This window comes from Halopseudomonas xiamenensis (assembly GCF_014219065.1).
Taxonomy (GTDB): Bacteria; Pseudomonadota; Gammaproteobacteria; order Pseudomonadales; family Pseudomonadaceae; genus Halopseudomonas; species Halopseudomonas xiamenensis.
Window position 1 is genome coordinate 1 of record NZ_JACLGO010000038.1, and the last position, 14615, is coordinate 14615.

A 14615-nucleotide genomic window follows, 5' to 3' on the forward strand; every position below is an offset into this window, starting at 1 on the left:
CTTGTGTTTGACGATCGGTTGATTTACAACATTCATGCGGGGTTACTCCTATGAGTGAGATGATTGGTCGCACAACCATCAAACTCGGTAACCCCGTCCTTTTCAAGCCGAGTGTCAGATCAGATCGAAACTTCTACACTTAATTCAGGAGCGCGGGAGGACAAAATTCAGATAACTTTATTGGTCACCTGTCGATAACCAGGCACAAGTCTAAGAAGCCCGCCCTGAGCGGGCTTTTTTACGCTTGCCCTTCCCTGCTCGCCTCAAATATGCGCCTCTCTACCAAGCGCCTCCACCACCCACTGATTCAAGCTCTTGCCCTCTGCAGTGGCAGCCACTACCAGGTCAGCGTGCAGCTCCGGCGGCACCCGCACGTTGAACTTGCCGGAGAACGCTTTGGTTGGCTCGATACCACCCTCGGCGCACATCTCCAGAAATACCCGTAGAGACGTCGCCCCTTCCCGCTTCAACCCCTCAATATCAGCCGCGTAGAAATCCGCCCCGCCATTCAGGCCAACGAACTCTCCACGAAACATCTCAATCTCAGGGTCGAACTGGATAACGGCCCGGTAGCCGTCAATCGTCATCGTGTTCTTCATGGCTTTACTCCATTCGCATTCAGCCAGTCACGCACCGAGGCCACTGCACCCTTGTCAGTGGTCGGCGACGGGTGTGGCCGATGGAACACCCGTATCTCACCAAATAATCGCACCCCGATGCGTGATCCCTCCCGCTCTGATACATCCGCACCCAGCTCAATGAACAGCGCTTCGATATCTCGCCACTGAACATTGGCGCTGACGGGACGAGCAAAGATCAGCTCAAGGGTTTTCTGGTGTTTTCTTTTCATATCCGGATAGTACCAATAATCAGTACTACTGACAATTCCAGTTGTAGCACTACTCTTTGCCTACCCCCCCCCAACCGCTTCGGCGGTTTTTTTGTGCCCGTAACTCCCGCCCCGCTCGATTCTTCCACCTTCGCTCCGCCTCCTTGAAATCACACCTTTGGAAATTAAAATCACGATTTGTGCTGACACATAAAACACGATTCGTGATATTTAATCACGACAGCGCAGAACACCGCGCCACAATCCGGAGACTCGCCGGATAGCACGGAGCCAGCGAAGTGGCTTACGACGACTTCGACATGGAGTAACGCCCATGTCGCAGATCCAGGCCACCAACGCCGCGGCCAAGCTGGAAGAACTGCAGCAGTCAATGCAGGCGGTGCCGCCGGCAGACGCGATCGAGAACGCCGAGAAGTTGATCGGCGATCTGCGCCAGCAGCGCGACGCGGCCCGGGCCAAGCACGAAGCGCTGACCGAGGCATTCAACGCCGCGGCCCAGCACCAGAAGATCATCGCCGAGGCTGCCGAATACCATGCCGAGGTTCAGCGCTGGACTGCAATCGCGGAGGCCCTGGCCCCCACCGGCATACCGTCGCAGATCCTTGCCGATGCCATCACGCCGATGAACGAGCTGCTGGCCGATCTGTCGGCCCGGGCCGGATGGAAACAGGCATCGATCAGCACCGAGATCGAGGTCGAATATGACGGCCGCCTGTACGGCCTGCTGTCCGAGTCCGAACAGTGGCGCGTCGATACCCTGCTGGCCGTGGCCATCGCCAAGCTGTCGGGCATCGGCCTGGTGGCGCTGGATCGGTTCGATGTGCTGGAGCCGGCATCACGGCCGCAAGCGCTCAAGTTATTGATCGGCGCCACGCGGGACGGGATGCTGGAGCAGGCATTCATGGCCGGGACCATGAAAGCGCCGATGGCGAGGGTGCCGCCGGGTGTGCAGCAGGTGTGGGTTGAGGGCGGGGTGATTGAGGGCGAGACGGAGAAGGCGGCCTGATGGCCGCCCAGTTATTCCGAAAACTCGGGGCGAATCACAAAATGACAAGTCACTCCTGATTGGTCGCTCGACACAACCATCCAGGCTTTTTCTACGGCTTCGATTTCGCCAATATGCCGTCCTTCCATATCGTAAAAATCGATCTCATCTATACGATATATAGGTCGACTGGCCTCGTCCCGAACATATTCATCATGATCAATGCGCCCTACCAAGGGTGCCATTGGGCCCCTCCCGCCATACACATTAAATCGTCCGCTGGTGAAATCTATTGGCATCTGCATACCCCCTTTTCCAGCCCCATGCCGGTCACCCGACCATATCCGAAGGCCTGTCGAGAGGCCAGCATTCTCTGAGGTACCCATATGACAGCCTATGTCGATTTTCTGCGAAAGAAGATCCGGCTTGCCGACTTCGCCGGTTTTGAAGTCGAAGATTCTGATATCAATCCCATGCTTAAGCCGCACCAGCGCGACATCGTTCGTTGGGCGGTGAGAGGCGGTTGCCGGGCCATCTTCGCCGCGTTCGGCCTGGGCAAGTCGGTCATGCAGATAGAGGTCGGGCGCCTGGTCCAGGAGCGCGCCGGCATCATGAGGGCGCAGCCATGCCCAGCACCGCTGTCATTCGCGCCCCAGGAGTCCGCATGAATCAGCTAGCCTACCCCCACACCGTCCGCGATATCGTCATGGAGTACCACACGAAGCATGGCGCGCTGGACGACACGCTGGCAGCTGCCGAGCTGGCCATTGACACGCTGAACGCGAATTGCGAGGTCGGCACAGGCCGGTACGAGCCAGTGGCCAGCCCACTTCGCATTCACCGGCAAGGTGTCGAGCGCATCCTGCTGTCGAGCGCATGGCGTGCGATATATCAAACGCTGAATCTCGATTCGGTGTTCAGTGCAGCCGACAAGAAGAAGTTCGACCAAAGTCTTTCAGATCCCGCGCCTCTGACGCTGGAGAACCTGCAAGCCACGTTCGGTCAGTACTGGGAAAATCCCCGCTATTACATCCTCAAGGGTCTGGCTGAGGTGTTCTGCACGCTGGACAAGTTCTATAAGTCGCACAGCAACTTCGGCTTCGGCGTGAAGGGCCTGCCAAAGCGTGCCATCCTGGGTAACTTTGCCGGCTACAGCAGCTGGGGATTCGACCGGATGAACGACATGTGCGCAGCGATGGAGCAGGTGAAGCCCGGCCTATGGCTTGGCGAGCATGTTCCGGAGCCAGAGCGGCAGCCATGGCGCGACATCATCCGCGCCCACTCTTGCGTATGGGGCCAGTCGAAGCCGTTCACCCTGCACCAGTTCGGCCTTGAAATACGCACGTTCGCCAATGGCAACGCGCATGTGCATTTCAACAAGCGAGCGCTGGGGCTGATCAACGACTGCTTGCATGAGTTTTACGGCAGCGTGATACCGGATGACTTCGAGAAGCCGGACAAAAAGCAGGCCGGCACTGAGGTCAGCAAGGATCTGGCCTTCTACCCGACGCCAGCGGCTGTTATCGAAGAAGTTCTGGCTGACCTGTACATCCACGACAGCGCGAAGATTCTTGAGCCGTCATGCGGCACCGGGGCGATTCTGGACGCACTGCGAAAGCGCGGTCATGACGATCTACTTGGCGTGGAATATCACCCCGGACGCGCCCAGACGTGCCGAGAAAAGGGCTATGCCGTCTGGACAGGCAACTTCCTTGAGTACGCCACTGGCCCGACATTCGACGTGGTCATCATGAACCCGCCCTTCTGCTCAAAGCACTGGGCGAAGCATGTGCACAAGGCGATGGAGTGCTTGCGCCCCGGCGGCACCCTGGTAGCGATACTTCCGGCCACTGCCGAGGGTAGCGACCTGCTACCGAAAGGCGGCGCATGGCGTGATCTGCCGGTGGGCAGCTTCCGCGAGTCGGGCACGAACGTGGGCACCGGTTATTGGAAGTGGAGGAAGAAATGACCGAAGGGCGCCATCCCGGCCGCCCCTCCTGCCTGATTCGACCCAAGCAGAACCACAGCTTACAGTTCAATGGCAGTGAACGGTGCCTTTGCTGTTATCCATGTGGCAGCACTGGCCGGGTGGTGAGCTTTTCCGGCAACCGCCGCCGTGAGCCAGAACGGTACTGCTTACCATCATCAGCGACAAAGCAATCAGCAGAACTTTCATACCTCGTACTCCCTGCCCTTTCGGGCCTCAAGTAAATCTGCAATCGCTGGCACCGTGCCAGCAACCACGACCATAACCCAAGCGCCAACCACTGGCCATACCGGCCCGATAAGAGAAGCCCCATGACCACCAACCAACACATAGCCCGCGTCTACCTCGCGCAGGCCAGGGCAACGCCGTGGCCGTCATTCCGCTCAACGCTGGTGCGATGGGCGCGGGATCGGTGGCACAGGCACATCAGATCAACGAAACGCGGACAGATGGAGATCCCGCTATGAGCACACTCAACAACCGCCGCCACCCGATGACGCCGAACATGATTGAACCCGTGCCGTTCGACGAATCGGCAAACTTTGATGTAGTGCCGTGCGACCCGCAAATCGTCGGGCGCATCGAGCATCACCTGGAGGGCGAGCCTGTGCGCGTTGTGCTGACCGCCGCAGGGCTGAGTCTGCCGAATGGGGCGCTGTTGTATGCGGCACCCGAGGGCATAGATAGCGAGGGTGGAAGCCATGACTGATTACAAGCTGGTGCCGTACCACCCAACGCCCGAAATGGTCGAAGTTGCAGAGGATGCACACATGCTGTTCGGGGATATGGATATGGCGCTGCGCATGGCGATTCTGGCTGCGCCTGAGCAGCAGGAAGAAGCACACGCACTGGACGACGCCGAAGCAGCCCGCTTGCAAGCCATTCTACTTGACCGTCATCGAGACCTGAGGCCTGTGAATGTCGGGTTGATGGGCTGGGCAACCGCTGTGCTTGAGCAGCAGGCTGAGCAGGATCCGGTTGGCTGGCAGTTCTTTCAAGATGGAAAGTGGTGGCACGGCGACGATCGCATCAAGAATCACAGGAAAAATACAGAAGATGCTGGCATTCCGACACGGGACGTATATGCAGCCCCACCCGCAGCGCCGGACGTGAGCGGACTTGTTGCGGCGCTGGAGCAGATTCGTGACGCAAACAGGGCGCCGGCTCACCGGGCGACGAATGCAGAGAATCATCGGATGGCCTTTGAAGCCCTATCCGCCCACCGGGAGCAACAGACATGAAGCGCATTGAGTACAACGTCATCATTGATGGTCGGGTGTTCGTAGGGGATATCTCATTCTTCCGAGACGCAAGTTTCGACGAGGCTATGGGGGCTGTCGAAGAGGATATTCGGCGTGAAATGCTTCGGGAAAAACGGCGGCGGGAGCAGCAAGGGGGTGACGCTCATGCATGACGAAAGACTCAAGCGCTGCCCGTTTTGCGATGGCCCATGCAAGACGATACAGGGAAGTGCAGATAAGGCTGTATGGGCGCATGGGAAGTTCTGGCGCGTGTATTGCGTCAGATGCCAGGCTCGGCAGCTTTTTCATCGCAGCGAGGCGAGTGCGATAGGCGCATGGAATCATCGAGTACAGGAGCAGCAGCCATGACAACCAATAAACCAGAGGTGGTGGCATGGATAATCCCTGACGGATCAATCTACAAGAGAGCTGCTGTAGCAGATCTGGCACGCCGCTCGGGAGAGCAGCCAGAGCCACTGATCCGTCAGTCCGACCATATTGCTGAGGTCAGTAAATTGGTCGCGGCGATACCGCGATGGATCAGCGTTGACGATAGGCTTCCAGAGCCAGGGTTGCTTGTGATGGTCTACACCCCGCCGCAACCGGGTGACTATGATGGAAGTTTACGCATCGACTTTGACGCGCTATGCCCTGAATCTGACACCCCATACTGCCCATTGCGGCGGCCTGTCTGTGCATGAGAGGTATCCAATGTCTACCGCATCGGAATTTCTTGAAGAGCCCGAGCTGGTCGTTATGACTGGCTCCAAAACCCCGAAAAAACAAATAGAGTGGCTGGCTTCCCGCGGCTGGGTATTTGAAGTCAACGCATCGAACCGGCCTGTAGTGGGTCGGATTTACACCCGACTGAAGCTGTCAGGCGTCAACCCGACATCAGACACGGCATCAGCCGAGCCATGGACACTGGACCTTTCAAGAGTGGAGTGACATGCGGCCAAAGGGCAAGGCGAACCGAGAGTTGCCACCCAGGATGATAAAGCGGATACGCCAACGCAAGTCAGGGAAGATATGGATCGGCTACTACTACAACGGCCGGGACGAGAACGGGCGCCGCAAGGAGATACCGCTTGGCTCGGACCTCAATCAGGCCAGAGTCGAATGGGCGCGACTGGAGCGAACTGTCGCCCCTGCCGTAATCAATCTGATGGGGGCGATATTCGATCGATACGAGGCTGAAATCATCCCAGGGAAAGCACCGCGAACCCAGAGCGATAACATCAAGGAACTGAAGAACCTGCGCAAGGCGTTCTCGGATGCCCCGATTGACGCCATTACGCCCCAGGTGGTTGCCCAGTACCGGGACGCCAGGACGGCAAAGACCCGGGGAAATCGTGAGATCGCCCTGCTTTCCCATGTGTTCAACATCGCTCGGGAATGGGGGTACACGGAGAAGGAGAACCCTTGCGCTCGGGTGCGACGGAACAAGGAGAAGGTTCGAGACTATTACGCCGCTGATGACGTGTGGGATGCGGTGTACAAACATGCCTGCCAGGAGTTGAAGGATGCAATGGATCTGGCGTACCTGACTGGACCGCGCCCTGCTGACAGCATCAAGCCCACCACTGGCGACCTGTCCGGCGACTTCATGCTGGTGAGCCAGGGCAAGACCGGCAAGAAGTTGCGCATTCGTTTGCGCAATGGTGAGCAGTTGACGGGGCTTGGTCTGTTTATCGATGGGCTGCTGGAGCGCAGAAAGGAGGCGGGCATCCGAAACAGCGTGCTGATCACCAACAGCAGCGGCCTACGGATGAGCTATGCGATGCTCCGCAACCGCTGGGATGAGGCCCGCGCAAGCGCCGCCACCAAGGCAGCAAGCGCTGGTGATACCGCCCTCGCCGAGCGAATCAGGCAGTTCCAGTTCAAGGACATACGCCCCAAGGCAGCGTCGGAAATTGAGGATTTGACCGCGGCCAGCAGGCTGCTGGGCCACTCAAAAGAGGAAATTACGAAGAAGGTTTACCGGCGTGTTGGCGAGGTTGTGAACCCGACCAGGTGACCATGGTTGCGGAACTTCCCCGATAGTTGCGGAACTGATTGGAAAAATACCGCCCAATAAAAAACCCCGCAAACGCAGTGTTTACGGGGCTTCTATACTGGAGGCCGAGGTCGGAATCGAACCGGCGTTCACGGATTTGCAATCCGCTGCATGACCACTCTGCCACCCGGCCTCTAACTGGGCTGTCGAGCTGCGAACGCAGCACAACGAAATTGGAGCGGGAAACGGGTTTCCCCGTCGATCCCTATCCTATTGATTCAACAGAGGTTTTTGGTACACCGCTCTGCTTGACGGACTGGATTATGTACTACCCTTGCTGTCTTGGCAAGCGCTTTCTCACGACACCGCTTCAAGTGCTTGTTTTTTGGTCATATCGTCTCTTCATCTTACCCGATCATTGCCTGCATGCCCCTGGGCAGCAGCAACCATGCGGTGACTGATGCCGAACAAGAAGCACCGCCCCAGCCTGCATCTACCACTCCGCGTCCCTGCTCCAGCCAAGAAGAGCTTGTAGGTGCTGCCTCAGGTCATGGTGCCAGGCGAAGCAACCTTCATAGTGGCAATGTTGCCTGGTTTGTCCCGCCATGGACGTTCTTTCACTGACAAGGACACTGCAATTCAGCAGAAGCCCGAGCAGCACAAAAATAACGCAATCCAACCCTAAAGAATTCTCATTTGTAGCCGTTAACCCGTAGGGAACTTATACAAAAATTTTATCAGCCTGCATTGAATAAGAATCCACGAGAAGACGTTTCAACGCAGGCAAGATAAAGCAGAATTGCCGCATGGAATCGCACAACGAAGTGCTGCAATACCGGACGGGCGAACACAAACCCTGCACGGATACATTGTTCAATACCACTGAAGGAGATCGTATATGAAGATCAAACAAACCATGCTGTCGGCTGCTCTTGCCGCTGCGACGATGTGTGCCGCTGGCGCTGCATTTGCTGGCCCGCCAGTGACCGTAACATTCAAAAACCTCAGCACTCAAGAGGCCACCTACAAGGTCGTCACCAATAATGAGGTGAGTACCAACACCAATGCAAGCCCTAAGCCAAAAACGACAGTGCAGCCTCAAGGTGCTGACACATACGTTGTGCAAAATATCATCAGCCCCGATGCCAACGCAGCAACCGTGCGCTATACCATAGGCAGTAAGACCTGCGTCTTCGGTACAACCTTCGTAAATCAAATCTCGGGCGGCGCTCTGCTACCTGGCGGCCCAACTAAAATTCCGAAATGGAACAAAACTGCAACCGCTAGCGGTGGGGCAGTCTGCACCGCCACCATCAAATCGCAGAATTTGTCAAACTACTCGTGGACGGTTGAATTCACGATGAAGTAACTGACAACGGGCGACCCGGCATATGTAACTGGTCGCCCCTCTTTCTGAAAGCGCAATGCAGATTACAATTCCTACGGGACGCTATATGAATAGCATTAATCAACTTGGCACAACCACGCCTCAACAAACTCAAGTAAGCGAACGCAGTTTTGTTAATAAAACTGGGGAAACAACATACTCTCAGACCTCTGAGATAATCAACACTCCCAACAGTGCAACAATGCAGGTTTCATCGCTATCACGCCTGCTTAATGATGCCGCCGTTCGAGCCGAAACACGAGACGCCATCACCAATCGTGACGGACTTGCAGCTATTGCCCAATCGACCGCTCATGAGCTTTATGGTGAAAGCTATACACGCAACAAAGCTATTCATGATGCAGAAGTCCCGAACTCCGACGACTCACAACGACTTGCACAAGCAAAACAGGCAACTGCCTTTACCAACGGCCAAGGCAGCAATCCATTCAAAGGTATGTCACGCGACCAACTTGCACTAATCGCTTACGACGACAGCGGCGCCTTCACTGTCAACGAGCGCCGTGCGGCTTTATCAGAAGCGGATGATCAGGAATATCAGTGGCGCGTAAAGGTTGTTGCCAAAATGATGGATGACTACAACCGTACAGGCAAAATATCTGCAGAGACCCACCAGGAAGTTCTTGACCACTATAAATCTCTACCCGCCATTGAAGAGTCCCAACTTCCCAAAGGCTATGACATGCAGTTGCAGGGCTGGATACAGGAGGCTAAAAGCACAGAGTCATCACAACATAAAGATGAACTTGAATCCTTGCTGGAACAACTAACAAAACGACTAACAAATAACCAGAAATCATAAGCCCAGTAACATCATCGTCTGCTGCGACAGCACAGGCAAGGGGACGGCAAAATCATCTGGAGAGAGGATGCAGAGAGTTCACGACACCGATTTGATTCGCCTGGAAAATATTACGCATGCTTATGCTACGGGCGCGTCCAGTCAGGCGGTTTTGTATGATGTGTCGTTTTCTGTCCCCACAGGCCAAAGTTGCGCCATCGTTGGTGCGTCTGGCTCAGGGAAAAGCACGCTGCTCAACCTCATCGGGCTGCTGGATGAACCGACTTCGGGGCGTGTTCTGCTCGCGGGCGAAGACATGACCAACGCCGATGCCGAATCACGCGCCATCGCGCGTAATCGGATCATTGGCTTCGTATTCCAGAGTTTCAACCTGCTGCCACGGCTCGATGCGCTCGACAATGTGGCACTCCCGCTGCTCTATCGCGGCATCCCCCAGCCGCAAGCCCGCCAGGCTGCCCTGACGCAACTGGAGCGCGTCGGCCTGAGCAACCGCAGCCACCATCGACCCGCCGATATGTCGGGCGGCCAGCGCCAGCGTGTCGCGATAGCCCGCGCCCTTGTCGGCGAACCCTCGCTGCTGCTGGCTGACGAACCCACCGGCAACCTCGACAGCCAGACGGCGCAGGACATCATCGGGCTGCTGCTGTCTTTGAACCGCGAACGCGGCACGACCCTGGTTGTGGTGACGCACGATACCGGGATTGCCGATCGCATGGCTCGTTGCATTCAAGTCCGCGATGGCCGGATCGAGGAAGCGGGACATGCCTAGACGTGCTGCCATCACACTGACCTCATCGCATGGCTACGGCCCCTCATGGCTGCACCTGGTGCGCGAACCCGTGGAGAATCTGCGCCAGCTCGGTCGCCGTGCCGTTCTGGCGCTGCTGGGGATCGCCGTGGGCTGCATGGCCGTCGTTGCCCTGCTGAACATCGGGCACAACGCCGAACGTGAAGCCATGAACGTCTTCAAGGGGATGGGCAGCGATCTGCTTGTGGCAAACGTGCAGATCCCCGGCAGCGGCCGCAGCGAGGCGTTACCGAACGTCGCCACACTGGATACCGCCGCGTTGCGCCAGGCCATCCCCGACATTACAGCGGCAGCTCCTCTCATCCTGACCAGTAGTGACGCCCGGCTTAAAGGCCATGCTCTGAGTACAACAATACTGGGCAGCAATGCCGACCTGCCCGGCGTGCTGGATCTCCAACTGGCGCAGGGGCGTTTCCTGAGCCAGTTCGATACGCACAGTACCCATGCGGTGCTGGGTGCGAATGTCGCAGCGGCGTGGGAAAACGCAGGCATCCATGCCCAGCCCGGCGACCGCATTCAGATCGGCGGTTATCTGTTTCAGGTGATCGGCATCCTGCAACCCGCAGGCCAGAACCCATTGCTTCCCGCCCCGCCGGACGACGCCATTTTGCTGCCACTGGAAGGCATGCGACGCATCATCCCCAGTCCGCAGATCACCAGCGTACTGGCCCGCAACCCCAACGGCGCAACGCTGGTGCAAACCTCCCCCGCCCTGCAGCAATGGGTGGAAGGCAGGATGCCCGGCTATGAGGTCAACGTGCAAATTCCCCGACTGTTGCTTGAGGGCATGGCGAAACAGTCACGCCTGTTTTCCTGGCTGCTGGCAGGACTGGGCAGTATCGCCCTGCTGGTCGGCGGCATCGGCGTCATGAATGTCATGGTGATGAACGTCGCCGAGCGCCGCCGTGAGATAGGCGTGCGTATGGCGCTCGGCGCTCGCCCCAGGGACATTGCCAGGCTCTTCCTGCTGGAAGCGGTTGTACTGGCCGCCACCGGGGCACTGGCTGGCGCGGCTGTTGGCCTGATCATGGCCTGGGCCTTCGTTCACTACTCGGGCTGGTCTGCCTTCTCATTCTCGGCGGCGGCATTGCCGCTCGGTATTGGCAGCGCCATCGCAACCGGCCTGTTTTTCGGGCTGTCGCCTGCGATGGCGGCTGCGCGCCTCACCCCGGTACAGGCGTTGCGTGATGCGTAAAGTGTCTATCCTCATCGCACTCATGCTGATGGCCCCTGTCGTTGCGCAGGCGAGGACAGATGGGGCGCTGCGCCCATCCCAGGCGACCCGCCAGGGTCAGCCATCATCGACGACGGCCAGCATTTCACTCAATGCCGAGACCATCGAGTTGACCCTGAGCGACGCGATCTATCTGGGGCTGCGCGACAACCGCGCCATCCGCAGCGCCTATCTCGATCGCATTGCCCAGAAATTCGACCTGCGCGTGGCGGAAGACCGCTTCACACCCAAACTGGTGCTCAGCGGCGGCTATCTTTCCAGCCGGAATCAGGATGACCGTTACCGGGAAAGCACCGTAACCCCCACAACCACATTGCTGACGCCCTATGGCACCCGCGTAAGCCTGGGCTGGACGTACCGCCATACGCAGGCCGACCAGGCCGGGCTGTCACGCAATGACGGGGCCAACATTTCTCTGATCCAGCCGTTGTTACGCGGCGCAGGCAAGGATATTGCGACAGCACCGGTGCGCCTGGCGCGGCTATCCGAGCAGGCCAACCGGCTCAACCTGAAATCCACTGTCTCGCAGACCATCACGCAAGTGATTGCGTCCTACCGCACCCTGCTGCAGGCACAGGAGCAGTTGAAGATTTCCAGGGAATCGTTGCAACGCGCCCGTCAGTTGCTTGAAGTCAACCGCGCCATGATCGCTGCCGGACGCATGGCCGAGTTTGAAATCGTGCAGACAGAGGCCGAAGTCGCCTCACAGGAACTGGCCTATGAAGAGGCCCGCAATCAGACGGATACCGCACGGCTTGCCCTGTTGCAGCTACTCGCCCTGAATCTGAATACGCCGATAGTCGCCACCGAGGCACTGCAGGCGCGGCGCGTGGACGTCAATGCCGCTGAGGCGCTCCGGCAAGCCGAAGCCTTGCAACCCGCCTGGCTCTCTCAACTCATCTACAGCGAACAGGCCACCATCAATCTTGCCGTAGCGCGTAATGACCGCCTGTGGGACGTTTCTCTGGTGGGCGGCGCCAGCCAGATACGCGACCGCAATACCCTGAGCGGTTCCGCACGAACCTGGGAAAACTATGTCGGCATCCAGGTCGAAATCCCCATTGGCGACCTCAGCACGCGCCAGGCCGAGGTACAGGCCCAGGTCAACGTGCGCAATCAGGAAATCCAGCTGGCCGAAGCCCGCCAGCAACTGGAGCGCGACGTGGCGAATGCGGTGCGCGATATTGGCACCCGCTGGCGACAGTACGAAATCGCCCAGCGTGCGCTCGACCTTTCACGCCGCAAGCTGGAAATTGAACGGGAAAAGCTCACCGTGGGCCGCTCCAGCAACTTTCAGGTGCTGAGTTTCGAGAACGACCTGCGCAATGCCGAGAACGCCCGCCTGAACGCATTGATCAGCTACCTGAACGCGCAGGCCGAACTCGATCAGACGCTGGGCACCACACTGGAAAGCTGGGACATATCGCTGAATGATTAAAAATCGCTTGATAGACCCACTGATCGCACACGTCCGCCGCCACCCCATGCGTTCGGCGTTACTCGTGTTGCTGACAGCCGCGACTTCCGCCGCCTTCTGGCAATCCGACAACGCCAGCATCCCCCAGCAACCACAAGCGCAATGGGTGCAGGTACAGCCCCAGTTGGTGGAACAGCAGCTGGGCCTGGTGGGCCGCATCCAGGCTGCCCGGCAGGAAACCCTGTCCGCGCCGTTTGAAGGCGTCATTCGGGACGTGCTGGTGCAGGAAGGTCAAACCGTTGAGGCGGGCCAGACACTGCTGCGGCTTGACCCGGCGCAAATCGAAATCCAGTTGCGGCAGGCACAGGCCGAACTGCTCAAGGCACAACGGGAAGCCCATCAACTGCGCAACTGGGACGGCAGCCCCGAAGTGTCACGCGCCCGACGCGCCGTGCAGACCGCTCGTTCAACGTTGGAAGCCACGCAGGCCAACCTGCGAGACACGCGGGCGTTGTTCGAGCGTGGGATCGTGGCCCGCATGGAAGTTGATACGCTGGCGCAGCAGGTACGCACCCAGCAGCAAGACCTGCTTGCCGCCCGGGACGAACTGCGTACCGCCGAGTCTCGCGGCCAGGGCGAAGAACGCAAGATTGCCGAGATGGAGCTGACCAACGCACAAGCCCGCTATCAGGCCGTGACGGCGCAAAGCGAACGGCGCGTGCTTAGAGCGCCATTTCCTGGCGTGGTGGCGCGTCCATCGGTGCCCGAGGGCGGAAAAGCGCTTATCGCGCAGGCTGGCGTACAGGTCACGCAAGGCACGCCACTGCTGACCGTAATCGGGCTGGATCGCATCCAGGTACTCACCCGCGTAGAGGAAACCGACCTGCATCAGCTACGCGAGGGCATGCCCGTGCAAATCACGGGCGATGGCTTCGCCGGGATAACGCTGACAGGCCGTATTGCCGCCATCGCGGTACAGGGCAACGCGGCGGATGCCCCCGGCGCAGCCGCCCACTACGACATTGTGATTGCCGTCGATACGCCGCAGACCGAAGCCGCGCAGGTCAGGCTGGGTATGAGCGCCCGGCTGGCGGTCAGCCTCTACCGCAACGAGCAGGGCATCGTGGTGCCGCCACAGGCATTGACGACGGACAGTGACGGTTCAACTTATGTCATGTTCCGCGCCACCGCAGATACAGCGCCATCGAAGATTCCGGTTGTACCAGGACGGGCAATCACTGAGGGCATTGAAGTACAAGGGTTGCAGGCAGGGTATGTTCTGGTGCCCTGAACGTGGGCGACGGCAAAAAATCACGCAAAAATTGCAGAAAAAACAGTCAAGAAAAGCTAAAGAATTCTCATTTCCTGCCGTTATAGAAGTTACCCTTCACCAGCTTTCCGTGCCGAACGAGGGCGAAGGGGATTCAGCTATTTCATCCACAAGGAGTATCGTATGAAAAAACTGTTCTTCTCGCTATTCGCGGCATTGTTGCTGAGTACCAGCAACATGGCGGCTGCTGCATGCGCTTATATGAACATCACCAGCAGCGGGGCAAGCCTTTCTGCAGGTGATTCTCAGAACGTGTATGAGTTCAGCATCTCGTGCATTGGCTCGGTGACGTTCAAGTTTGAAGACCTTTCCGGCAACAACCCGACGAGCAGGATCGCCCATATCATTGAGCGACGTTCTGGTTCGTCGTGGTCTCTCGTGTCTTCGACCACCAGTAATGGAGCAAGAACTGTTAATCGGAGCTTCGTACCCAGTGCTACCGGCCAATACCGTTATCGCATCGAGAACGTAGGTACATCTCAAGTACGTAACTGGCGTATGGAAGGTCGTATGCCACTGTTCACAATCCCTGGCACTTGATTGATTTAATAAAGCTG

The 14615-nt window shown here is 58.1% G+C and carries 21 protein-coding genes and 1 tRNA gene; 17 read left to right on the plus strand and 5 right to left on the minus strand.

Translation table 11 applies throughout. The features are described from left to right. Positions 1-263: 263 nt before the first annotated feature. Positions 264-599, minus strand: coding sequence for a type II toxin-antitoxin system HicB family antitoxin (locus H6X51_RS18300; protein WP_185268914.1), 336 nt, complete (start codon positions 597-599; stop codon positions 264-266). Then, a complete protein-coding gene (locus tag H6X51_RS18305; protein ID WP_090272766.1) occupies positions 596-850 on the minus strand; it encodes a type II toxin-antitoxin system HicA family toxin in 255 nt (84 codons plus the stop codon). Before H6X51_RS18305 ends, H6X51_RS18300 begins: the two co-directional genes overlap by 4 nt. 313 nt (positions 851-1163) lie before the next feature. Here H6X51_RS18305 and H6X51_RS18310 point away from each other — a divergent pair, with 313 nt between their 5' ends. Continuing rightward, on the plus strand, positions 1164-1856 hold the full coding sequence (locus H6X51_RS18310; protein ID WP_185268915.1) for a hypothetical protein: 693 nt from the start codon (positions 1164-1166) through the stop codon (positions 1854-1856). A gap of 11 nt (positions 1857-1867) precedes the next feature. Here H6X51_RS18310 and H6X51_RS18315 read toward each other — a convergent pair whose 3' ends face one another. Further along, on the minus strand, positions 1868-2080 hold the full coding sequence (locus tag H6X51_RS18315) for a hypothetical protein (protein WP_185268916.1): 213 nt from the start codon (positions 2078-2080) through the stop codon (positions 1868-1870). Between the two features lie 141 nt (positions 2081-2221). Here H6X51_RS18315 and H6X51_RS18320 point away from each other — a divergent pair, with 141 nt between their 5' ends. Then, positions 2222-2503: a hypothetical protein gene (locus tag H6X51_RS18320; RefSeq protein ID WP_185268917.1), complete on the plus strand. Its 282-nt coding sequence runs from the start codon at positions 2222-2224 to the stop codon at positions 2501-2503. Further along, complete coding sequence (locus tag H6X51_RS18325; protein WP_185268918.1) at positions 2500-3804, plus strand: class I SAM-dependent methyltransferase; 1305 nt, start codon at positions 2500-2502, stop codon at positions 3802-3804. Before H6X51_RS18320 ends, H6X51_RS18325 begins: the two co-directional genes overlap by 4 nt. 66 nt (positions 3805-3870) lie before the next feature. Here H6X51_RS18325 and H6X51_RS18330 read toward each other — a convergent pair whose 3' ends face one another. Continuing rightward, complete coding sequence (locus H6X51_RS18330) at positions 3871-4011, minus strand: hypothetical protein (protein ID WP_185268919.1); 141 nt, start codon at positions 4009-4011, stop codon at positions 3871-3873. A gap of 274 nt (positions 4012-4285) precedes the next feature. Between H6X51_RS18330 and H6X51_RS18335 the strand changes: the two genes are divergently transcribed. From H6X51_RS18335 to H6X51_RS18365, 7 genes are read left to right on the plus strand one after another with little or no spacing between them, the layout of a single operon-like run. Continuing rightward, positions 4286-4531, plus strand: a complete 246-nt coding sequence (locus tag H6X51_RS18335; RefSeq protein ID WP_185268920.1) for a hypothetical protein — start codon at positions 4286-4288, stop codon at positions 4529-4531. Further along, positions 4524-5063, plus strand: a complete 540-nt coding sequence (locus tag H6X51_RS18340) for a hypothetical protein (RefSeq protein WP_185268921.1) — start codon at positions 4524-4526, stop codon at positions 5061-5063. The genes H6X51_RS18335 and H6X51_RS18340 overlap by 8 nt, the downstream gene beginning before the upstream one ends. Continuing rightward, a complete protein-coding gene (locus H6X51_RS18345) occupies positions 5060-5236 on the plus strand; it encodes a hypothetical protein (RefSeq protein WP_185268922.1) in 177 nt (58 codons plus the stop codon). Before H6X51_RS18340 ends, H6X51_RS18345 begins: the two co-directional genes overlap by 4 nt. Next, positions 5229-5432 carry a Lar family restriction alleviation protein gene (locus H6X51_RS20445; protein ID WP_185268923.1) on the plus strand — a complete coding sequence of 68 codons (204 nt, stop codon included), beginning with the start codon at positions 5229-5231 and terminating at the stop codon, positions 5430-5432. The genes H6X51_RS18345 and H6X51_RS20445 overlap by 8 nt, the downstream gene beginning before the upstream one ends. Then, positions 5429-5764, plus strand: coding sequence for a DUF551 domain-containing protein (locus tag H6X51_RS18355; RefSeq protein ID WP_185268924.1), 336 nt, complete (start codon positions 5429-5431; stop codon positions 5762-5764). Before H6X51_RS20445 ends, H6X51_RS18355 begins: the two co-directional genes overlap by 4 nt. Positions 5765-5774: 10 nt before the next feature. Further along, positions 5775-6011 carry a DUF4224 domain-containing protein gene (locus H6X51_RS18360; RefSeq protein WP_185268925.1) on the plus strand — a complete coding sequence of 79 codons (237 nt, stop codon included), beginning with the start codon at positions 5775-5777 and terminating at the stop codon, positions 6009-6011. Position 6012: 1 nt separating this feature from the next. After that, complete coding sequence (locus H6X51_RS18365) at positions 6013-7080, plus strand: phage integrase (RefSeq protein WP_185268926.1); 1068 nt, start codon at positions 6013-6015, stop codon at positions 7078-7080. 98 nt (positions 7081-7178) lie between these two features. On the opposite strand, the gene H6X51_RS18370 is transcribed toward H6X51_RS18365, so the two are convergent. Then, positions 7179-7252: transfer RNA gene (locus H6X51_RS18370), tRNA-Cys, on the minus strand. Between the two features lie 705 nt (positions 7253-7957). On the opposite strand from H6X51_RS18370, the gene H6X51_RS18375 reads away from it, so the two are divergent. The 7 genes from H6X51_RS18375 to H6X51_RS18405 all read left to right on the plus strand — a co-directional run bounded on the left by H6X51_RS18375 (position 7958) and on the right by H6X51_RS18405 (position 14598). Continuing rightward, entirely contained in the window at positions 7958-8428 is a 471-nt protein-coding gene (locus H6X51_RS18375) for a hypothetical protein (RefSeq protein WP_094267742.1), read from the plus strand. Positions 8429-8513: 85 nt separating this feature from the next. Next, positions 8514-9269 carry a hypothetical protein gene (locus tag H6X51_RS18380; protein ID WP_094267741.1) on the plus strand — a complete coding sequence of 252 codons (756 nt, stop codon included), beginning with the start codon at positions 8514-8516 and terminating at the stop codon, positions 9267-9269. Positions 9270-9336: 67 nt separating this feature from the next. Continuing rightward, complete coding sequence (locus H6X51_RS18385) at positions 9337-10038, plus strand: ABC transporter ATP-binding protein (RefSeq protein ID WP_094267740.1); 702 nt, start codon at positions 9337-9339, stop codon at positions 10036-10038. Continuing rightward, the gene (locus H6X51_RS18390) at positions 10031-11272 is read left to right on the plus strand and encodes an ABC transporter permease (protein WP_125856215.1); all 1242 of its coding nucleotides are present in this window, start codon (positions 10031-10033) and stop codon (positions 11270-11272) included. Before H6X51_RS18385 ends, H6X51_RS18390 begins: the two co-directional genes overlap by 8 nt. Further along, a complete protein-coding gene (locus H6X51_RS18395) occupies positions 11265-12749 on the plus strand; it encodes a TolC family protein (RefSeq protein WP_094267738.1) in 1485 nt (494 codons plus the stop codon). The genes H6X51_RS18390 and H6X51_RS18395 overlap by 8 nt, the downstream gene beginning before the upstream one ends. Continuing rightward, on the plus strand, positions 12742-14019 hold the full coding sequence (locus H6X51_RS18400) for an efflux RND transporter periplasmic adaptor subunit (protein ID WP_094267737.1): 1278 nt from the start codon (positions 12742-12744) through the stop codon (positions 14017-14019). The genes H6X51_RS18395 and H6X51_RS18400 overlap by 8 nt, the downstream gene beginning before the upstream one ends. A gap of 162 nt (positions 14020-14181) precedes the next feature. Beyond that, positions 14182-14598 carry a hypothetical protein gene (locus H6X51_RS18405; protein WP_102053791.1) on the plus strand — a complete coding sequence of 139 codons (417 nt, stop codon included), beginning with the start codon at positions 14182-14184 and terminating at the stop codon, positions 14596-14598. The last annotated feature ends 17 nt before the right edge of the window (positions 14599-14615 follow it).